General features: G+C 70.5%; 20 protein-coding genes. 11 read left to right on the top strand and 9 right to left on the bottom strand.

What is annotated here, in order from left to right:
- Positions 1–181: 181 nt before the first annotated feature.
- Complete coding sequence (locus tag ACFV7R_RS19845; RefSeq protein ID WP_385264952.1) at positions 182–1,651, bottom strand: DUF3152 domain-containing protein; 1,470 nt, start codon at positions 1,649–1,651, stop codon at positions 182–184.
- Between the two features lie 8 nt (positions 1,652–1,659).
- The gene (locus ACFV7R_RS19840; protein ID WP_385264950.1) at positions 1,660–2,679 is read right to left on the bottom strand and encodes an alpha/beta fold hydrolase; all 1,020 of its coding nucleotides are present in this window, start codon (positions 2,677–2,679) and stop codon (positions 1,660–1,662) included.
- A gap of 219 nt (positions 2,680–2,898) precedes the next feature.
- On the opposite strand from ACFV7R_RS19840, the gene ACFV7R_RS19835 reads away from it, so the two are divergent.
- From ACFV7R_RS19835 to ACFV7R_RS19820, 4 genes are all read left to right on the top strand, one after another.
- Positions 2,899–3,123, top strand: coding sequence for a hypothetical protein (locus tag ACFV7R_RS19835; RefSeq protein ID WP_385264947.1), 225 nt, complete (start codon positions 2,899–2,901; stop codon positions 3,121–3,123).
- 195 nt (positions 3,124–3,318) lie between these two features.
- On the top strand, positions 3,319–3,963 hold the full coding sequence (locus ACFV7R_RS19830) for a TetR/AcrR family transcriptional regulator (RefSeq protein WP_385264944.1): 645 nt from the start codon (positions 3,319–3,321) through the stop codon (positions 3,961–3,963).
- 151 nt (positions 3,964–4,114) lie between these two features.
- The gene (locus tag ACFV7R_RS19825; RefSeq protein ID WP_129802277.1) at positions 4,115–4,342 is read left to right on the top strand and encodes a DUF3107 domain-containing protein; all 228 of its coding nucleotides are present in this window, start codon (positions 4,115–4,117) and stop codon (positions 4,340–4,342) included.
- A 195-nt stretch (positions 4,343–4,537) separates the two neighbouring features.
- Complete coding sequence (locus ACFV7R_RS19820) at positions 4,538–4,807, top strand: hypothetical protein (protein ID WP_129802278.1); 270 nt, start codon at positions 4,538–4,540, stop codon at positions 4,805–4,807.
- A gap of 176 nt (positions 4,808–4,983) precedes the next feature.
- Here the strand turns inward: ACFV7R_RS19820 and ACFV7R_RS19815 are convergent, their stop codons facing one another.
- Entirely contained in the window at positions 4,984–5,736 is a 753-nt protein-coding gene (locus ACFV7R_RS19815) for a ferritin-like fold-containing protein (protein ID WP_385264941.1), read from the bottom strand.
- A 311-nt stretch (positions 5,737–6,047) separates the two neighbouring features.
- On the opposite strand from ACFV7R_RS19815, the gene ACFV7R_RS19810 reads away from it, so the two are divergent.
- Both ACFV7R_RS19810 and ACFV7R_RS19805 read left to right on the top strand, forming a co-directional pair.
- Complete coding sequence (locus ACFV7R_RS19810) at positions 6,048–8,399, top strand: DEAD/DEAH box helicase (RefSeq protein ID WP_385264939.1); 2,352 nt, start codon at positions 6,048–6,050, stop codon at positions 8,397–8,399.
- A gap of 95 nt (positions 8,400–8,494) precedes the next feature.
- Positions 8,495–9,364, top strand: a complete 870-nt coding sequence (locus ACFV7R_RS19805) for an alpha/beta fold hydrolase (protein ID WP_385264936.1) — start codon at positions 8,495–8,497, stop codon at positions 9,362–9,364.
- Positions 9,365–9,394: 30 nt separating this feature from the next.
- On the opposite strand, the gene ACFV7R_RS19800 is transcribed toward ACFV7R_RS19805, so the two are convergent.
- A complete protein-coding gene (locus ACFV7R_RS19800; protein ID WP_129801358.1) occupies positions 9,395–10,297 on the bottom strand; it encodes an NYN domain-containing protein in 903 nt (300 codons plus the stop codon).
- 216 nt (positions 10,298–10,513) lie between these two features.
- Between ACFV7R_RS19800 and ACFV7R_RS19795 the strand changes: the two genes are divergently transcribed.
- Positions 10,514–10,666 (top strand): hypothetical protein, encoded by a 153-nt coding sequence (locus ACFV7R_RS19795; RefSeq protein WP_129801357.1) that lies wholly within the window; start codon positions 10,514–10,516, stop codon positions 10,664–10,666.
- Between the two features lie 82 nt (positions 10,667–10,748).
- On the opposite strand, the gene ACFV7R_RS19790 is transcribed toward ACFV7R_RS19795, so the two are convergent.
- The 4 genes from ACFV7R_RS19790 to ACFV7R_RS19775 all read right to left on the bottom strand — a co-directional run bounded on the left by ACFV7R_RS19790 (position 10,749) and on the right by ACFV7R_RS19775 (position 13,821).
- Positions 10,749–11,354, bottom strand: a complete 606-nt coding sequence (locus tag ACFV7R_RS19790) for a MarC family protein (protein ID WP_129801356.1) — start codon at positions 11,352–11,354, stop codon at positions 10,749–10,751.
- A gap of 56 nt (positions 11,355–11,410) precedes the next feature.
- Complete coding sequence (locus tag ACFV7R_RS19785) at positions 11,411–12,268, bottom strand: PHP domain-containing protein (protein WP_385264933.1); 858 nt, start codon at positions 12,266–12,268, stop codon at positions 11,411–11,413.
- A 218-nt stretch (positions 12,269–12,486) separates the two neighbouring features.
- Positions 12,487–13,128 carry a DUF6758 family protein gene (locus tag ACFV7R_RS19780; protein ID WP_129801354.1) on the bottom strand — a complete coding sequence of 214 codons (642 nt, stop codon included), beginning with the start codon at positions 13,126–13,128 and terminating at the stop codon, positions 12,487–12,489.
- A 108-nt stretch (positions 13,129–13,236) separates the two neighbouring features.
- The gene (locus tag ACFV7R_RS19775; protein WP_129801353.1) at positions 13,237–13,821 is read right to left on the bottom strand and encodes a suppressor of fused domain protein; all 585 of its coding nucleotides are present in this window, start codon (positions 13,819–13,821) and stop codon (positions 13,237–13,239) included.
- A 462-nt stretch (positions 13,822–14,283) separates the two neighbouring features.
- On the opposite strand from ACFV7R_RS19775, the gene ACFV7R_RS19770 reads away from it, so the two are divergent.
- Together ACFV7R_RS19770 and ACFV7R_RS19765 are read left to right on the top strand one after the other, a co-directional pair.
- Positions 14,284–15,399, top strand: a complete 1,116-nt coding sequence (locus tag ACFV7R_RS19770; protein ID WP_385264930.1) for a magnesium and cobalt transport protein CorA — start codon at positions 14,284–14,286, stop codon at positions 15,397–15,399.
- A gap of 22 nt (positions 15,400–15,421) precedes the next feature.
- A complete protein-coding gene (locus tag ACFV7R_RS19765; RefSeq protein WP_385264928.1) occupies positions 15,422–15,934 on the top strand; it encodes a hypothetical protein in 513 nt (170 codons plus the stop codon).
- 25 nt (positions 15,935–15,959) lie between these two features.
- Here ACFV7R_RS19765 and ACFV7R_RS19760 read toward each other — a convergent pair whose 3' ends face one another.
- Positions 15,960–16,712 carry a hypothetical protein gene (locus ACFV7R_RS19760; RefSeq protein ID WP_385264926.1) on the bottom strand — a complete coding sequence of 251 codons (753 nt, stop codon included), beginning with the start codon at positions 16,710–16,712 and terminating at the stop codon, positions 15,960–15,962.
- Positions 16,713–16,913: 201 nt separating this feature from the next.
- Between ACFV7R_RS19760 and ACFV7R_RS19755 the strand changes: the two genes are divergently transcribed.
- Together ACFV7R_RS19755 and ACFV7R_RS19750 are read left to right on the top strand one after the other, a co-directional pair.
- Positions 16,914–18,203 (top strand): magnesium transporter MgtE N-terminal domain-containing protein, encoded by a 1,290-nt coding sequence (locus tag ACFV7R_RS19755; RefSeq protein WP_385264923.1) that lies wholly within the window; start codon positions 16,914–16,916, stop codon positions 18,201–18,203.
- Complete coding sequence (locus ACFV7R_RS19750; protein WP_385264921.1) at positions 18,193–18,792, top strand: DUF1003 domain-containing protein; 600 nt, start codon at positions 18,193–18,195, stop codon at positions 18,790–18,792. The genes ACFV7R_RS19755 and ACFV7R_RS19750 overlap by 11 nt, the downstream gene beginning before the upstream one ends.
- The last annotated feature ends 14 nt before the right edge of the window (positions 18,793–18,806 follow it).

Genomic DNA, 18,806 nt, shown 5'->3' with positions numbered 1-18,806 from the left:
AGCCACCGTTGTCCGGCGACTCGCAGCGGGACGAACGTATGCGGACAAGCCGGTGGCGCGACGGACGGTTGTCCATCGCGCCACCAAAAGGGGTGAACGGTCGTAACTTTCCCGCGCAGGGCGCGTTTCGTCGCGCTAGGAGATCACGCGGGCACGGAGGGCCACGTTCCGCGGGGTGTGCTCAACTGCCCGGGTACGGCCATGGATTGGCCTTGCAACTGATCCCTTCGTGATCAAGGAATTTCGTCTGCTGCTGCATGACAGGGGCGAGTTCGCCGTCCTTGTCGCAGGTGACGTGGCGGTAGCCGAGACGGTGGCCGATCTCGTGGTTGATCAGCATCTGCCGGTAGGCGTGGATCTTGTCGCCGTACGTCTCCGAACCCTGCGCCCAGCGATAGGCGTTGATCATCACGCGCTCGGTGGCGGCCGAGTCGCAGGAGACGTTGTCGACGGTCGTGTCCAATCCGGACCGGGCGCACCAGTCGGCGGTGGTGCCGGGGCTGGCGAGCGTGATCACGAAATCGGGTTTGCCGGAATGGATCCGTTCGAAGGTACGGCCGCCGTTGTGGGCCCAGCTGCGGTCGTCGTTGAGCGTTTTCTGCACGGCCTGCGCGAAGAGTTCGCCGTCGAGGCCGAGGCCCTGCTCCACGTCCACGCGGTAGGTGTACTTCTGCCCCGCGCCCGGCGCCTTGTCGATTCCGGTGATCGCGTCGAACTTCCCCGGCCCGTCGAGCGTCGCGCTCAGCTCGTAGGTCCTGCCCATCTTCTGTTCGTACGTCAGCGGCACCGCGCTCGGCGAATCGGAGGGCGTCGGCCGCCCGTCCCCGCGCGACGCGGAGTCCCGGACGTCCCGGGCCTGGTCGGCGGCGGACTGCGACTGTACGCCGGTGTCGTCGCCCGCGTCCGTGACCTGACCGGCGACGATCACGGCCAGCGCGGTGGTCACGGCGGCGGCCGCGATCCCGGTGAACGTGCGGCCCTTGGCGCCCTTGGCCGGGACGGGCTCGCCGGTCGGCGGCGCGTCGTCCTCGATGCCGGTGCCGGTCCGGATGTCGGTGTCCCAGCTGGTGACGGACGCGTACGGGTCCTCGGCGGGTGCGGAGGAGGCGGGCGTACGGCGCGTGAAGACGTCGCCGTCCTCGAAGACGTCGACGTATTCCTGACGCGGGCCCGGGGGCAGGTCCCGCTGCCGCGGAACACCCGGTCCGGCGGCGACCCCCTGCCCGCCACCGGGCCCGCCCCTCAACTCACCCCAGCCACCGCCTCCTTCGCGCTGCTCGGGGTGGCCGCCACGGACCTGGGGGATGCCGTGAGCGGGCGTGCCGTCGGGGAAACGGGGCGTGCCGTGGGCAGGGGTGCCGTCCGGCAGACGGGGAAACCCGTGCGCGGGAGTACCGTCGGGCAACCGCGGCACACCATGCGCCAACGTGCCCTCGGCATAACGCGGCACCGCATACCCCGCCGAGCCGTCCGCCATCCGCGGAACCCCACCCGCCGGCGTACCGTCGGGCAGCCGCGGAACCGCACGCGCGGGCGTGCCGTCGGGCATCGGCGTCTGCCGTCCCCCCGAGGGCCCCGGTGCCGGCCGGCGAGCCCCTTTGTCCGCGGCCGCGCCCTTGGGTGCCGGGCCGCGGCGACTGTGGCGTCCCACCTCGCGCCTCAGCTCCCCGTGCTCGCGGACTCGGCCCCGTCGGCGGACGCCCGGGACGCCCCTGGGGGCGCGCCGTCGGATCCCACCTCCACAAGGAGCTCACGGAACGCCTTCGCCACCGTCTCCGGGTACTCCATCATCGCCACGTGTCCGGCGTCCGGGAGGGTCAGAAGCCGGGAGTCGCGGAAGGTGCGGGCGGCCTTCTGGGCCACCCGGAAGCGGACGAGCTGGTCCCGGCCGCCGTAGACGAGGAGTGTGGGGGCGAGGACGCGTTCGGCCTGGCGCCACAGCCCGTGCTGGCCGCCCAGGGTGTACGCGTTGACGATCCCGCGCGCGGAGCGCGCCATCGCGTCCCAGAAGTACGGCAGTTGCAGGCGCCGCTCCATCTCCTCCACGGCGTTGCGAAAGCCCTCGTTCGACACTCGCCCGGGGTCGCCGTAGCAGAGCGTCACCACGCCGCGGACCCGCTGTTCCGCCGTCCAGCCGGTGGTCAACCGGGTGAGGAGCGGGACCATGCCCGGCACCCCCAGCAGCGCGGTCGGTACGGCCTTGCGCTGGATCCGGATCTCCGGCAGCGCGGGCGACACCAGCGTGAGCGTCCGGACGAGATCGGGCCGCACGGCGGCGACGCGGGTGGCGACCGCGCCGCCGAGTGAGTTGCCGAAGAGGTGGACCGGACCACGGCCGGAGGCGTCCAGGTAACGGATGACCGCGCGCGCGTGCCCGGTGACCGAGTAGTCGCCGTTGTCCGGTGGTGGGGAGTCGCCGAAGCCCGGCAGGTCGACGGCCTCGCAGTCGACGTCCGCGTCGAGCAGCTCCATCATCGCCGACCAGTTCTGCGAGGAACCGCCGAGGCCGTGCACGTAGAGCGCGGGAGGCAGCCCCTCGCGCGCGGGGGGCCGCGAACGCACCGTGAGCGTGATGCCGGGCAGTTGGACCGACCTCAGCCGCTCGCCCTCCGCGACCCTGACGGGCGCCACCTTCGGGAGCACGGTGCTGGGCACATACGGCAGCTCGGTCGAAGACATGCGGCAATGTTACGAGGTGATCACGTCGTGGTTCATGTGTTCGCCGTCACAGACACGCAGGACGGCACCGTATCTGCACAGACCGGCGGATGCGCAGCGCGTGACGTTCCGGACGCGGATCGCATAGCGTCCGGATCGGGTGTCTCCTAGGCTCGTAGGGAGGGCACCCGCGTGTGGCCCCTGCTTCTTCCAGGGACGTTCGTAGAAAGGGAGCCCACCATGACCATTGACCCGACCGATCCCGAGACCTTCGAGAACGAGGACACCGAGGAAGCCCTGGAGTACGACGTCGAGGCCCCCGATGTCGACGCGGCCGAGCAGCATGCGGACGTCACCCCGGACCGTGACGACCCGCTGACCGGCGTCGATCCCGCCCGGGCCAACGAGGCCGACCTCGTGGAGCAGGCCCGGGTCGTCTCCCTCGACGAGGACGACTACCGGTGACCCGTGCGGACACCCAGTAGCTGAGGAGGAACGAGGCGCACTTTTGCCCGCTCTGCACCCGTTCGAAACCTTCTATGCGGCTTTCGTAGCCGTCCGGTCCGTGAAATTCTGCGCTCTCAGCGCGCACGTCACGGTTACCGAAAAGTACGATGGCCGCGCGGCGCACACCGCATGTGGACGATTTTGGGAGGCGGCGTGACAGCCATCGAGCAGACAGAGGCAGCACGCCCGCGAGGTACGCGCCTGCCGCGCCGTGCCCGTCGGAACCAACTTCTGGGCGCCGCCCAGGAAGTCTTCGTGGCCCAGGGCTACCACGCGGCCGCGATGGACGACATCGCCGAGCGCGCGGGCGTCAGCAAGCCGGTGCTCTACCAGCACTTCCCGGGCAAGCTCGACCTCTACCTGGCCCTGCTGGACCAGCACTGCGAGTCCCTGATCAAGTCCGTACGGGGCGCGCTCGCGTCGACGACCGACAACAAGCAGCGCGTACGAGCCACGATGGACGCGTACTTCGCGTACGTCGAGGACGACGGCGGCGCCTTCCGCCTCGTCTTCGAGTCGGACCTGACGAACGAGCCCGCCGTGCGCGAGCGCGTCGACAAGGTCACGAACGAGTGCGCCGAGGCGATCTGCGACGTGATCGCCGAGGACACCGGGCTGTCGCGCGCCGAGTCGATGCTGCTCGCCTCCGGCCTCGGCGGCCTCGCCCAGGTGGTGGCCCGTTCCTGGCTGCACAGCGACCGCAGCGTCCCGCGCGACCAGGCGGTCCAGCTGCTGGCCTCGCTGGCCTGGCGTGGTATCGCGGGCTTCCCGCTGCACGGCAACGAGCAGCAGCACTGAGGCCGGCCGGAGGGCGGGACGTTTTGTTCCCGTGCGCTGTTCGCTCCTGGCGTTCTTTGCGCGGAGGGTGCGCGTCCCCTCGCCGGGCTAATGTGTGCTGGTACGGCGCGGACGCCCGCGCACTTCACTGACCGTTCGGAGGGACATAGCCGTGGAGGTCAAGATCGGCGTTCAGCACGCGCCGCGCGAGATCGTTCTGGAGAGCGGTCAGAGTTCCGAGGAGGTCGAGCGCGTGGTGGCCGAGGCGCTGGCCGGGAAGTCACAGCTGCTCAGCCTCGTGGACGAGCACGGCCGCAAGGTCCTGGTCCCGGCCGACCGTCTCGCCTACGTCGAGCTCGGCGAGCCGGCCCCGCGCAAGGTGGGCTTCGGCGCGCTGTAGGCGGACGCTGCGGACAGACGCGAACGACCGGGCCCGGCGGCTTCTGCAAGCCGCCGGGCCCGGTCGTTTCCGCTCTCCGTTCGCCTCCACAAACGGAGCCCATCTCGCTCACAGGGGTGGATTGGATTCCGCAGGTCAGGGGTAAGACGGGCTACGACCGTTTCGGGCAGGCCGGCCGTGTGGGAGGACCCTGACATGCTCCTGGAAGCGCTCAGCTCCGCGATCCTCGGCCTGGCCCTCGCATGGGTCTACGCCGTGCGCCTGCCGCATCGCCTTCCCGCCCGCCCGCTCGTCCTGTCGACCGGCGTCGCCGGAGCCCTCTTCGGCGCCTTCGTCACCCACAGCGCACTGGAGACCGGCGGTTTCCTGCCGATCCTGGTCGGCGCGGCGGTCCTCTCCGTCGCCTCCCTGTCGCTGCTGCTGCGCCCGGCGGGAAGACTCCGCCGACGCTCGGCGACGGCCTGAGCCGCCGCCGAGGCCGCGGTCGACCTCACACCTGAAGCTGAGCGGCCTCGGCGCATTCCGATGCAGTTCGGCAACGCCCCAAAGGGCGCGGGGCTGTGCTGATATGCGGCTCCGCCGCGCGGGCGCGACCAGCCACGACGCACCCGCGATGGCGTACCGGACTCCCGGCGGAGCGCTCAGGCGGCGAGCCCCAGCGCCGCCATCCGCTTGGTGTGTGCCTCGGTGATGCGGGAGAACATCCTGCCGACCTCCGCGAGGTCGAAGCCGTCGGCGACACCGCCCACGAGCATCGTGGACAGCGCGTCCCGCTCCGCGACCACCCGCTGGGACTGCGACAGGGCCTCGCCCATGAGCCGGCGCGCCCACAGCGCGAGCCGCCCGCCCACCCGCGGGTCGGCGTCGATGGCCGCGCGCACCCGGTCGACGGCGAAGCCGGCGTGCCCGGTGTCGTCGAGCACGGCCAGCACCAGGGAGCGGGTGTCGGAGTCCAGCCGTACGGCGACCTCGCGGTAGAAGTCGCTGGCGATCGAGTCGCCGACGTAGGCCTTGACAAGCCCCTCCAGCCAGTCCGAGGGCGCGGTCTGCTTGTGGAAGCCGTCCAGCGCGGCGACGAACGGCTCCATGGCCGCTGTCGGCTCCTCGCCGATCTCCGTGAGCCGGTCGCGCAGCCGCTCGAAGTGGTGGAACTCGGCCGACGCCATCTTCGCCAGCTCCGCCTTGTCCTCCAGCGTCGGCGCCAGCTTGGCGTCCTCCGCGAGCCGCTCGAACGCCGCGAGTTCCCCGTAGGCGAGCGCACCGAGCAGGTCCACGACCGCGGCCCGGTACTGCGGATCGGCGGAGGCGGTCGCCCAGTCCTGGGCGGCGACCCCGGTGTGTTCGGCGGCTTCGGGAGTCTCGGCGGCGTTGTCAGGCTTGTCAGAGGTCGTCATGAAGCGCACAATAGCTCGCTTGCCGCGCGGCGGAAGTCCCTGGTCAATCAGTGTGACCACGACGACGCGAAGGACTGCGTCCACAGGTGTGACGACGGCTACGTGACCGAATCGGCCATCGCATGTGCGCGAATCCGGGGTATGGTGGTAATGCGCCTGCTGGTACGACGCCCAATTTGTCGTACCTCGACAGGCCGCACGTATGAGGATGCCCGGTCGGTGGCCCGATCGGCTCCGACCCGACAGCCCTCCCTGACCGTACGCAAGTGTGCGTACGACGATCGGAGGGGCCCTCAGCGGTACGCAGGCTCTTGAGCGTTGGCAGAGGTCCCGTGTCCTACGGCTCGCCCCCGCGGCAGCCGACGTCCCCGGCACGGTCAGACACGACCCCCGCGCTCGCCTCGCACCGCACACACAGAAGAGGCAGCACCCTGACTACGACGTTCCGAGAGCTCGGGATCCTCCCCGAGACCGCCGAGGCCCTGGAAGCCGTCGGCATCGTCACCCCGTTCCCCATCCAGGAGATGACCCTCCCCGTCGCCCTCTCCGGCACGGATGTCATCGGCCAGGCCAAGACCGGCACCGGAAAGACGCTGGGCTTCGGCCTTCCGCTCCTCGAGCGTGTCACCGTTCCCGTCGACGTCGAGGCCGGCCGGGCCAAGCCCGAGGCGCTCACCGACGCCCCCCAGGCCCTGGTCGTCGTCCCCACGCGCGAGCTGTGCACGCAGGTCACCAACGACCTGCTGACCGCGGGCAAGGTGCGCAATGTGCGCGTCACCGCGATCTACGGCGGCCGGGCGTACGAGCCGCAGGTCGAGGCCCTGAAGAAGGGCGTCGACGTGGTCGTCGGCACCCCGGGCCGACTGCTGGACCTGGCCGGCCAGAAGAAGCTCAACCTGAACCACGTCAAGTGCCTGGTCCTCGACGAGGCCGACGAGATGCTCGACCTGGGCTTCCTGCCCGACGTCGAGAAGATCATCAACATGCTTCCGGCGCGCCGCCAGACGATGCTGTTCTCGGCGACGATGCCCGGCGCGGTGATCGGCCTGGCCCGTCGCTACATGTCGCAGCCCACGCACATCCGCGCCACCGCGCCGGACGACGAGGGTGTGACGGTCGCGAACATCTCGCAGCACGTCTACCGCGCGCACAACATGGACAAGCCCGAGATGGTCGCCCGCATACTCCAGGCCGACGGCCGCGGACTGGCCATGGTCTTCTGCCGCACCAAGCGCACCGCGGCCGACCTCGCCGACCAGCTCAAGCAGCGCGGCTTCGCCTCCGGCGCAGTCCACGGCGACCTCGGCCAGGGCGCCCGCGAGCAGGCGCTGCGCGCCTTCCGCAACGGCAAGGTCGACGTCCTCGTCTGCACCGACGTCGCCGCCCGCGGCATCGACGTCGAGGGCGTGACGCACGTCATCAACTACCAGTCCCCCGAGGACGAGAAGACGTACCTGCACCGCATCGGCCGTACGGGCCGCGCGGGCGCGTCCGGTACGGCGATCACGCTGGTCGACTGGGACGACATCCCGCGCTGGCAGCTGATCAACAAGGCGCTGGAGCTGGACTTCAACGACCCGCCGGAGACGTACTCGACGTCCCCGCACCTGTTCGCCGAGCTCAGCATTCCCGAGGGCACCAAGGGTGTCCTGCCGCGCTCGGAGCGTACGCGCGCCGGGCTCGACGCGGAGGAGCTGGAGGATCTGGGCGAGCCGGGCGGCCGCGGTCCGCGCGGTCGCGGTGGCCGGGGTGGCCGGGACGAGTCCCGTTCCGCCGACCGCGAGCGTCCCTCCCGTACGCCGCGACGCCGCCGCCGTACGCGCGGCGGGACCCCGATGGACGCGACCGAGACCACCGGGGTCACGCCGGAGACGGACACCCCCGCCGAGGAGGCCGCCGCGCCGCGCACCCTGCGCCGTCGGCGCCGCACCCGTAGCGGCGCCCCGGCAGAGGCGACGGCCATAGCAGCGGCCGAGCCCACGGCACCCGAAGCCGCGGAGACCGCCGTGGCGACGGCCGAGGGCCCGGCCGCCATGGACGCCCCCGAGACGCCGGAGAAGCCGCGCCGCCGCCGCACCCGCAAGTCGGTCGAGGCCGCTCCCGCCGAGGCAGCGGCCGACACGGCCGAGGCGACCCCCGCGACCGCCCCGGAGACGCAGGAGCCCCAGCCGCGCCGCCGCACCCGCAAGGCCACGGCGACCGCCGAGGCAGCAGTCGACACCGCCGAAGGCACGGAGGCCAAGCCCCGCCGCCGTACGCGCAAGACGGCCGAGCCCGCTCAGACCGCCGAGGCCGCACCGGCACCGGAGGCGGAGCCCAAGCCGCGCCGCACCCGCAAGGCCACGGCGACCGCCGAGGCAGCGGTCGACACCGCCGAAGGCACGGAGGCCAAGCCGAAGCGCACCCGCAAGGCGACCACCACCACGGACGACGCCGACGCCAAGCCCAAGCGCACCCGCAAGGCCACGACGACCGCCGAGGCTGCCGTCGACACCGCCGAGGGCGCCGAAGCGAAGCCGAAGGTGCGCCGGACCCGCAAGGCGGCCGCCTCCGTCCCGGAGGTGACCGCCGAGATTCCGGCGCAGGCGACGCAGGAGCCGGAGACCAAGCCGCGCCGTCGCACCCGTAAGGCAGCGGCCGCCATGGAGTCCACGGACAGCTGATCACCGCAGTACGACGGCCCGGTCCCCCTCAGGGTGGGACCGGGCCGTCGGCATTCCGACACCCCCGATACACCCCCGCCCGCTACCCTCACCCCGTGACCGATCCCGCCCACCTCTCCCCGCCCCCCGGCGCCCGCGCCTACCCCCTGCGCACCGGGCGCGGGGAGTTCGCCGTCGTCGACACGCCCGTGGCACCCGGCGTCGAGCACAAGGGAACGGCGTTGCTGCTGCCCGGTTTCACCGGCAGCAAGGAGGACTTCCGTCTGATGCAGGGGCCGCTCGCCGAGCGCGGGTACCGGACGGTGGCCGTGGACGGACGGGGGCAGTTCGAGTCGGACGGGCCGGCGGACGACGAATCCGCGTACACGCAGCCCGATTTGGCACGGGACGTGCTCGCCCAGGCCGAGGCCTTCGGCACGCCGGTGCATCTCCTCGGGCATTCTCTGGGCGGGCAGATCGCCCGGGCCGCGGCCCTGTTCGACCACTCCCCCTTCGTCTCGCTCACCCTCATGGCCTCGGGCCCGGCGCAGATCTCCGTCTCCCAGCAGCAGCGCGTGAAGCTGCTGCGGGACGCGCTCTCCGTGATGAACATGACCGAGGTGTGGGAGGCGATCCAGGCCATGGGTCCACCGGAGGACGTGGGCGGGCCGGCCCGTGGCCTCGGCGGTCCGGAACTGCTGCGCCTCCGCTGGCTCGGCAACAAACCGGCCCAACTCATGGCGACGGGCCGCCAGTTGTGCACGGAGCCGGACCGGGTCGCCGAACTCGCCGGGGTTCCGCTGCCGTTCCACGTTCTGTCGGGTGCACGCGACGACACCTGGCCGGTGCCGCTGCTGGACGACATGGCCGCACGACTGGGTGCGCACCGCACGGTCGTGGAGGGTGCCGAGCACTCACCGAACGCGGACCAGCCCCTGCCGACGGCCCACGCGATCGCCGACTTCTGGGATCGCGTGCCCCGTTAGCACGGCGTCCGCAGGTGGTCCCAGAACCCGTCAGTACTGCGCCTGCAGATGGTTCCAGAACCCGTCCCGCAGTGACCGGCGCAGGTCCGCCTGGCCGCGCAGCGAGTACTGAAGGATGCCCTCCGCCTCCACCAGCAGGTCCTGGTCCACGGAGCCGGGGAGATACGGATGGCCGGGCAGCAGTTCCACCAGGGCCTCCCGCCCTCGCGCGGCCAGCCACTTCGCCGCGATCTGCGCGCCGACGAAGCGGACGTCCTCCCGGCTGGGCCGGGTGGCGGCGGTGGCCTCGTAGGCGGCGGTGCGCCGGGAGACGTACGGCTTGAAGAATTCGAGGTCGAGGGTGCGCTGGCTGTCGACCTCCCAGAGGAGGGGCTCCGCCTGGTTGCGGCCCTCGGGCGCCTCGATGCCCCACAGGTGCACCCGCGCGCCGTATCCCTGCGCCGCCTCGACCGCCGACACCAGGTCCTCGTCGCCGCCGAGGAGGGCCGCGTCGCTGATGGCGCGATGCCGGGCGAGGGACTCCAGGTCGGTCCGGATCAGTGAATCGACGCCCTTTTGCTGGTTGTTGGCGTTGAGATTGCCCAGGCGGACCTTCACGTCGGGCAGTTCGGCGATGGACTGCTGCTCGGCGGTGTGGATACGGCGCCGGGCGCCGTCGTACCAGTAGACCCGCAGCAGCCGGCTGTCCGCGAAGACCGTGCGGGCCCGGTCGATGAGCGCGTCGATCAGCCCTTCGGCGTCGAGGTCGAAGGCCCGCCGGTCCTCGGTGCCGGCGACGAGCCGTCCCGCGGCCGCGTACAGATACCCGGCGTCGACGAAGATGGCGTGGGTCGAGGGTGTCTTCGCCACCTCGGCGAGCATGCGCTGCAGCAGCTCGTTCGTGCGGTCGATACGGGCGGACAGGGCCGCGAGGTCGTCGTTCATTGACTCCATTGTCCCGCTGGTCACGCTGCGAACACAACCAGTCCCGGTTAGTCTCGGATCAGCGGCTTACTCATCAGTAGTTAGCCGTTCGAAAATTTTCTTTAGCGTAGGGAATGTTTGTAACAGGCGTGCTGTTCCATATCCATGGAACCCGGGGCACATCCGCCCCATGGGCCCTCCATCAGTAGTTCTCCTCAGGAGGATGACCAGACGAAGGGAGAAGCCATGCGCTTCGAAATCATGCGACTCGACGACGTGGACGGCACGCCCGTGGACACGACCGTCGTGGACGCCGCCTCCGTCAACCGGATCGTTCAGCAAGCCGCCGCCATCGGACAGCGACTGTGGATCCGTCCGGCCGACACCTCGGCTTCATAACACGGATCACCCATCCAAGCTTCAGGGCCCCGTACGGTCACACCGTACGGGGCCCTGCTGTTGCCGCCGGGGCAGGACAGCGCTAGCTGCCCTGGATCACCTGGGTGACCCCGTTGATGATCTGCTGCACGGCGATCGCGGAGAGCATCATCCCCGCGAGCCGCGTCACGAGGACGACACCGCCGTCCTTGATGATCCGGATGATCACCAGGGAGTAGCGCATCACCAGCCACAGGACGACATGGATGGCGAGGATGGCGGACCACACCGACACCTGCGTGCCGACGCTGTCCGCCTTCTGCACAGCCAGGATGACCGACACGATCGCACCGGGTCCCGCCAGCAGCGGCATGCCCAGCGGTACGAGGGCGACGTTGACGTCCTTGGTCTGCTTGGGCTCGTCCGTCTTGCCGGTGAGCAGGTCGAGCGCGATCAGCAGGAGCAGCAGCCCTCCGGCGATCATCAGCGCAGGCACGGACACATGCAGGTAGTTGAGGATCTGATGCCCGAGCACCCCGAAGACGGTGATGACACCGCCGGCCACACAGACGGCCTGGAACGCCATCCGCTTCTGCACCTTGGCGGGCCGCCCCGCGGTCAGGGCGAGGAAGATCGGGGTGATCCCAGGGGGATCCATGATGACAAAAAGGGTCAGAAAGAGAGAGCCGAAGACGGCAACGTCGAACATGGGGAAGTACAGGCCTTGCGAGAAGTGAACGGACGTGAGCGTGGGGGTGGTGCGCCTCAGGCCCCGCCGGTCCCCGGCACCGGGAACGCCCCGGTCGCCCTCCGGGTGATCTCCCCGTACACCTCGGGGTCGGTCGCGTACTCGCCCAGCGAGACGGTCTTGCGGCTGCCGTGGTAGTCGCTGGAACCGGTGACCAGCAGCCCCAGCTCCTTGGCCAGCCCGCGCAGCCGCGCCCGGGTGTCCGGGTCGTGGTCCATGTGGTCGACCTCGATGCCGTCGAGCCCGGCGGCGGCCAGCTCGACGATCGCCGATTCCGGCACCGTACGCCCCCGCTTGGCGGCGCCGGGATGCGCGAACACCGCAACGCCACCCGCGCCCTTGATCAGCCGGATCGCCTCGAAGGGATCGGTCTCGTGCTTCTCCACGAAGGCCCGCCCGCCGTCGGCCAGCCAGTCCTGCGTGAACGCGTCGCCCACGGTCGGCACGACACCCAGCTCGACCAACGCGGAAGCAACGTGCGGCCGGCCGACCGAGCCGTCACCGGCGATCCGGGCGACCTGCTCCCAGGTGACCGGCACGCCCAGCTCGTTCAGCTTGGCGATCATGCCCTTGGCCCGCGGCACCCGGTCGTCGCGCACCAGCTCGCGCTCGGCGAGCAGCGTGGGCTCCTCGGCATCGAAGAGGTAGGCGAGCATGTGCATGCTGATGCCGTCGATACGGCAGGACAGCTCGGCGCCGGTGACCAGAGTGAGCCCCTCCGGCAGCGCGGCGATCGCCTCGGCATGCCCGCGGGTGGTGTCGTGGTCGGTCAGCGCGACGACGTCCAGTCCGGCCGCGGCGGCATTGCGCACAAGCTCGGCCGGGGTGTCCGTACCGTCGGAAGCGGTGGAGTGGGTGTGCAGATCTATGCGCACGACGCGGACTCCAGGCGATGACGGGACGGACGGGACACCTAAGAATAGCGGGTGCCCGGGCCGACCGTGTCACAACCGCAACAAGGGTGCACCCCCTACAGGCGGCTGATAAGCGCCGCTGAGGGGCGCGGGGAACTGCGCGATCAACCCGGAACAGCCCGCAGCCAACCACTGGCCTCAGCACCCCAGAACCTCAGCCGCACCTACCCCACCCGCCCCTACGGATGAAGCAAGCGCGGCGACAACGCCCCGCACGGCACCAGATCCACCTCGGCCCCCGCGTCCCGCACATCCGTCAGCACCAGCTCGTCGTACATCAACAGCCCCGACTGCTCGGGCCAGACGACCGCCCACAGCCACAGCCCGCGCGCCTCGCCCGCGAAGACCGCACGGTCGGCCGGACCGCCGGAGACGTGCCAGAGCGGAGTGGGGCGGCCGGCGGCCAGCACCTTGGCCTGGGGCGGCTTGCCGACGTCCATGTACGGCCCCGGGTCCGGCCCGTCGATGCCCGCGTACCGCGCGCCGAGGCCGACGCCGAGTTCCTCGGCGACCAGGATCAGTTCGCCTATGCCGCCGAGCGGGCCGGGTCCGGAGCAGGCCACGGCCGTGGCGCGGCCGCCGCTTCGGTCGTCACCGGCGCAGGCCACGCCCGTGAACAGCCAGCCGACCGGCAGCGGCCACGGCATCCACACCGGCACCTGCGTGCGATGCACCACGACACTGAGGGCCTCGACGCTGGGCGGGATCACGGGCTGCAGCGGATGCACGGTGCCGTGGACATCGCACTGCCAGGAATCGGCGAAGAGTCCGGGAGCCCTGACCCGGCCACCACACTTCGGGCAACTGGGTTCGCCCCTCATAGGGCTCCACGGTCCTACCCCGGCTGCGCCACGTCAAGGACGATCACCCGTCCGGACGGAACGCCCGGGCCGGGAAAAGGTGTTGGGTGAGCTTCCTCACTCAAGGATTCAGTCCAGTGGAACGGACTTGCGGACCGGGTCCCTGAGGTCCGTCCCCTGGGTCAGCCACCGCTCCTGGAGGGCCTGCGCGCCGTGCACCCGCTTCCACGCGGCCTCGTTGGGAGTCATGGGCAGCAGGGGCAGGAACCGTACGGGATCGAGGGGCTCGTCCAGCTCCAGGTCCTCGACCAGCCCGCCGGGCTCGGCCACCAGGACGGAGGTGAACGGGGCGCCGGGCCACAGCGGCTCGCCGACGTCGAGCGAGGCGCCGGGTGCCACGACCACGCCCTCGACCTGCGGAGACGCGGCGAGCACGGCGAGCGGACGGAGCACCTTGTCGGTGTCGGCGACACCGGACCGCACGGAGAGAACCAGCTCGGCGCGGGGCCCCTTGACCGGGTCGGCGAGCATCGCGGTGGGGTCGGCCATGGGCTGGGCGGACATGCCGAGCGTGGCGTAACGGACGACGTCCCCCTCCTGGAAACGCAGCACCTCGATGCGGTCCGTACCGAGGAAGGTGACCGCGGCGCGCGCGTCCGGTTCACCCAGTGCGGTGCGCAACCGGGCCTCGACCAAAGGGAGAACATCAGCCATGCAGCGAGCATAGAACTCGTCAGGACCGGGCAAACGAGCGCCTTGACACTGCAGTCGGCTGATACTCTTGGCCAGGTTCGGGGCAGCACGCAGAAGCGTCGCGATCAAGTCCCGACGCCGACGACACTCCCTTACGAGGGACCGGCCGGAGGAGGTGGGGCTGCAATGGACCGAAGTCGACCGTGCAGTACCACCCGCTCTTCCGACCGCTGACGTAGCTCTGGCTCTGCCGGCTGCCACCTCTCATTGCGTATCTCCACGCGGAAGAGCACTTCGTTTCGCTTTGCCTGATCTGTTTGACCTGCATCAGCAGCTGAATCAGCAACGAAGGTCACCACCGCGACGGTGCGGTGCTCCCCGCTTTGTGGACGTGCCAAACATCCCGCAAGTCAGGACGTCCCCATTCCGGGCAGTTCCACCCGTCGCAGCGGACTTTCGCTGCTCGTTGCGAAGGAGCCTGCCATGTCGATGATCCGCGACCTCCGAGCTGCGGTCCGCCCGTCGCGTCCCCTGCTGCGCAAGGACACCGGGGCGTACGACACCACGCGTGACCCCGGGACGACCTCCGCCGTCGTCGACTGCGCCATCTACCGCGACGGCGCCCGCATCGAGTCGTCGCAGCCGCTGACCCCGCACGAGGCGATGCGCCGGGTGCGGCGCGACGGGGGCTTCGTGTGGATCGGTCTGCACGAGCCGACCGAGGCCGAATTCGCCGGTATCGCCAGTGAGTTCGGGCTGCACCCGCTGGCGGTCGAGGACGCCGTCCAGGCGCACCAGCGGCCGAAGCTGGAGCGCTACGACGACTCCCTGTTCACCGTCTTCAAGACCATCCACTACGTCGAGCACGACGAACTCACCGCCAACAGCCAGGTCGTCGAGACCGGCGAGGTGATGTGCTTCACCGGCCGGGACTTCTTCATCACCGTCCGGCACGGCGGCCAGGGCTCGCTGCGGGCGCTCAGGCACCGGCTGCAGGACGACCCCGAGCTGCTCGCCAAGGGCCCCTCGGCGGTGCTGCACGCGATCGCCGACCACGTCGTGGACGGCTACATCGCGGTCGCCGACGCGGTGCAGGACGACATCGACGAGGTGGAGACGGAGGTGTTCTCGCCGGGCCGGAAGGGCGCGCCGCGGGGTACCGACGCCGGCCGGATCTACCAGCTCAAGCGTGAGGTCATGGAGTTCAGGCGGGCGGTGCAGCCGCTGATGCGGCCGCTGCAGCTGCTCAGTGAGCGGCCGATGCGGCTGATCGACCCCGACATCCAGAAGTACTTCCGGGACGTCGCCGACCACCTGGCCCGGGTGCAGGAGCAGGTGACCGGCTTCGACGAGCTGCTCAACTCCATTCTCCAGGCCAACCTCGCGCAGGCGTCCGTCGCGCAGAACGAGGACATGCGCAAGATCACGTCCTGGGCCGCGATCATCGCCGTACCGACGATGGTCTGTGGTGTGTACGGCATGAACTTCGATTACATGCCGGAACTGCGCTGGAAGTTCGGGTACCCGATGGTGCTCGGGATCACGGCGATGATCTGCTTCGGCATCCACCGGACGCTGAAGCGCAACGGATGGCTGTGAGCGGCTTCGTTACGCTTCTCCCATGACTGGTGAGCTGCTCGAGAGGGCCCTCGTCGAGGAGGCCACGAAGAAGTCCGGCCTCATCTGGGTGAAGGGGCCCGGTGCTGCGGCCCGGGCCCTGTGGCATGTGTGGCACGAGGGTGCGGCCTGTGTCGTCGGCGACGGACCGGGCGAGCAGCCGCTGCCGGGGCTGGCCGACGGGGCCGCGGCCGAGGTGACCGTCCGCAGCAAGGACAAGGGGGGCCGGCTGATCTCCTGGACGGCGAAGGTCGTGGAACTGACGCCCGGTTCCGAGGCGTGGGAGGCCGCCGTCGCCGAGCTCAAGGGCAAGCGGCTCAACGCACCCGACGGTGAGGCGATGACCGAGCGGTGGGGGCGCGAGTGCCGGGTGCTCCGCCTGGAGCCGACGGGGACGACGCAGCCCCTGCCCGACGGCTCCCTGGCCGAGCAGCCGCTGCCGACTCCGGCGACGACGCGGGAGCCGATCCCTGCGGGGCTGCCGCGGTTGCTGATGAAGAAGCGGCGGCGCAAGTAGCGGCGCTGGGGCCGGGACAACACACCTAGGACGTCGGCAGCTGTTGGCCGTAGTCCACCGTCTCGTCCTTCGCCGGCTGCTCCAGGGCGAAGTCCTTGCCCCAGTCGGAGAAGCTGAGGGTGCCCGCGCCGCCGGCGCGGACCAGGCGCAGGGGATACGGCTTGCCCTCCAGGGAGACGTCCAGCGTGCCGCCGGAGCCCCGGTCGCCGGTGATGCGGATGGTGCGGACGCCGGACTGTTCGTGGTGGCCGTCGGTCTGCAGGGAGCCGTGCAGGGTCAGCAGGCTCTTGAGGAGGACGTCCTTGTCGGTGAAGCCACTGAAGCGCTTGTAAGAGGGGTCGCCCTGCGGCACCTTCACATACTTGCCGTCGAGCTTGTCGGCCGCGGCCGCGTCCCCTTCGTCGCCCTCGCCCTTCCCGTTGTTCCAGAACTCCGCCTCGGCCATGAGGAACAGCTCCTCACCGACCCGCAGCAGTTTGAACGTCGCCCCCTCCGCGGTGACCGACCCGCTGCCACCGTCCGACTTCAGGCGCATGTCGAGCTTGTACGTGCTCCCGCCGGCGACGACCGTCCCCGACAGCCGGACCGCGGCGGCGGCCTCCGCCGCCGTGCGGGTCTGGGCCTGGATCTTGTCGGCGGGGAGCTTGCCCACCCCGTTCGTGCCCGCGTTCGGATCTTCCTCGCTGCACCCCGTCAGCACCGTCCCCGTCACGACCAGTGCGCACATCGCGCTCGCCAGCACGGTCCGGCGGGTACGGCCCTGGGGCATCGCAGTCACAGGTGGTGCTGCCTTTCTGACGTGTGTCCTGAGCGGCGTACCGCAGCGTACCGGGGCTGTGCGCACCAGGCGGAGCCAGTCCGTCCGGACCGCTCACCAGGGCGTATCCGATCGGGACGGGCTAGCCTGAAGCCCAACTGAGCGAGCAATTCGACAAGAACAGAGCAAAAGCAACAGACGGTATGAAAAGGAGGCGCAGCCATGGTCGCGGGCGCCCCCCGGATCTTCGTCTCGCACCTGTCCGGCGTCACCGTCTTCGATCCGAACGGCGACCAGGTGGGCCGCGTGCGCGATCTGGTCGTCATGCTGCGCGTCGGCCGCCGGCCCCCGCGGCTGCTCGGGCTGGTCGTCGAACTCGTCACCCGCCGCCGGATCTTCCTGCCCATGACCAGGGTGACCAGCATCGAGTCCGGCCAGGTCATCGCCACCGGGGTGGTCAACGTCCGCCGTTTCGAGCAGCGTCCCACGGAGCGGCTCGTGTTCGGTGAACTCCTCGACCGGCGCGTCAGGCTCGTCGAGACCGACGAGGAGGTCACCGTCCTCGATCTGTCCGTGCAGCAGTTGCCGGCCCGCCGCGACTGGGAGATCGACCGTGTCTTCGTGCGCAAGGGCAGGAAAGGCGGCGCCTTCCGGCGGGTCAAGGGAGAGACGCTGACCGTCGAGTGGTCCGCCGTCACCGGTTTCTCCCTGGAGGAGCACGGGCAGGGCGCCGAGAGCCTGCTCGCCACCTTCGAGCAGCTGCGCCCCGCCGACCTGGCGAACGTCCTGCACCACCTCTCCCCCAAGCGGCGCGCCGAGGTCGCCGCCGCCCTCGACGACGACCGCCTGGCCGACGTCCTCGAAGAGCTCCCGGAGGACGACCAGATCGAGGTCCTCGGCAAGCTCCAGGAGGAGCGTGCCGCCGACGTCCTGGAGGCGATGGACCCGGACGACGCGGCCGACCTGCTCTCCGAACTGCCTGAGGAGGAGAAGGAGCGGCTGCTGAGCCTGATGCAGCCCGCCGACGCGGCCGACATGCGGCGCCTGATGGCGTACGAGGAACACACCGCCGGCGGTCTGATGACCACCGAACCGATCGTGCTGCGCCCCGACGCCACCGTCGCCGACGCCCTCGCCCGGGTCCGCAACCCCGACCTCTCCCCCGCCCTCGCCGCCCAGGTGTACGTCTGCCGCCCGCCCGACGAGACGCCGACCGGCAAGTACCTGGGCACCGTCCACTTCCAGCGGCTGCTGCGCGACCCCCCGTACACCCTGGTCAGCTCGCTCGTCGACGACGACCTGCAGCCCCTCGCCCCGGGCGCGGCGCTGCCCCTGGTCGCCGGGTTCTTCGCGACGTACGACATGGTCGCGGCGCCCGTCGTCGACGAGTCCGGGTCGCTGCTGGGCGCGGTGACCGTGGACGACGTACTGGACCACATGCTGCCCGAGGACTGGCGGGAGACGGAGTTCGAACTCGACGAGGGCGAAGGGGTGGTCGCCCATGGCTCCTGAGCGAGAGACGGCGCGTGAGATCGTCCGGGAGCGCATTCCGGTGGGCGCCACGGCGGCCACGCGCCCCCGCCCCCGCCTGGACCAGCCGCGCGCGCCCCGGCGCCGGATCCTGCCCGAGTGGGACCCGGAGGCCTTCGGGCGGCTCTCGGAGCGCATCGCGCGCTTCATCGGCACCGGACGGTTCCTCGTCTGGATGACCGTCGTGATCATCGTGTGGGTGCTGTGGAACGTGTCCGTGCCCAGCGGTCTGCGCTTCGACGAGTACCCGTTCATCTTCCTGACGCTCGCCCTGTCCCTGCAGGCGTCGTATGCGGCCCCGCTCATCCTGCTCGCACAGAACCGGCAGGACGACCGCGCCCGGGTCGACCTGGAACAGGACCGCAAGCAGAACGAGCGGTCGATCGCGGACACCGAGTACCTGACCCGGGAGATCGCCGCCCTGCGCATCGGCCTCGGGGAGGTGGCGACGCGGGACTGGATACGCTCCGAACTCCAGGACCTGGTCAAGGAGCTGCAGGACGGACACCACGACGGTCATCGCGTATTCCCGGCAGAACGGTCAGGGGTACGTGACGTAGACGACCGCTGACGGGCTTTCCGAGG

The organism is Streptomyces sp. NPDC059866 (assembly GCF_042731325.1).
Classification (GTDB): Bacteria; Actinomycetota; Actinomycetes; order Streptomycetales; family Streptomycetaceae; genus Streptomyces; species Streptomyces flavusporus.
Note: the sequence above shows the minus strand (reverse complement) of the source record. Positions and strands in the feature narration are given on the sequence as shown.

Excerpts from the sequence above, each read along its gene's own strand:
- ACFV7R_RS19840 (WP_385264950.1), bottom strand. The coding sequence starts at position 2,679 with ATGTCTTCGACCGAGCTGCCGTATGTGCCCAGCACCGTGCTCCCGAAG.
- ACFV7R_RS19775 (WP_129801353.1), bottom strand. The coding sequence starts at position 13,821 with ATGGCTGATGTTCTCCCTTTGGTCGAGGCCCGGTTGCGCACCGCACTG.
- ACFV7R_RS19815 (WP_385264941.1), bottom strand. The coding sequence starts at position 5,736 with ATGACGACCTCTGACAAGCCTGACAACGCCGCCGAGACTCCCGAAGCC.
- ACFV7R_RS19750 (WP_385264921.1), top strand. The coding sequence starts at position 18,193 with ATGGCTCCTGAGCGAGAGACGGCGCGTGAGATCGTCCGGGAGCGCATT.
- ACFV7R_RS19835 (WP_385264947.1), top strand. The coding sequence starts at position 2,899 with ATGACCATTGACCCGACCGATCCCGAGACCTTCGAGAACGAGGACACC.
- ACFV7R_RS19780 (WP_129801354.1), bottom strand. The coding sequence starts at position 13,128 with ATGAGGGGCGAACCCAGTTGCCCGAAGTGTGGTGGCCGGGTCAGGGCT.
- ACFV7R_RS19765 (WP_385264928.1), top strand. The coding sequence starts at position 15,422 with ATGACTGGTGAGCTGCTCGAGAGGGCCCTCGTCGAGGAGGCCACGAAG.
- ACFV7R_RS19755 (WP_385264923.1), top strand. The coding sequence starts at position 16,914 with ATGGTCGCGGGCGCCCCCCGGATCTTCGTCTCGCACCTGTCCGGCGTC.
- ACFV7R_RS19800 (WP_129801358.1), bottom strand. The coding sequence starts at position 10,297 with ATGGAGTCAATGAACGACGACCTCGCGGCCCTGTCCGCCCGTATCGAC.
- ACFV7R_RS19795 (WP_129801357.1), top strand. The coding sequence starts at position 10,514 with ATGCGCTTCGAAATCATGCGACTCGACGACGTGGACGGCACGCCCGTG.
- ACFV7R_RS19770 (WP_385264930.1), top strand. The coding sequence starts at position 14,284 with ATGTCGATGATCCGCGACCTCCGAGCTGCGGTCCGCCCGTCGCGTCCC.
- ACFV7R_RS19820 (WP_129802278.1), top strand. The coding sequence starts at position 4,538 with ATGCTCCTGGAAGCGCTCAGCTCCGCGATCCTCGGCCTGGCCCTCGCA.
- ACFV7R_RS19790 (WP_129801356.1), bottom strand. The coding sequence starts at position 11,354 with ATGTTCGACGTTGCCGTCTTCGGCTCTCTCTTTCTGACCCTTTTTGTC.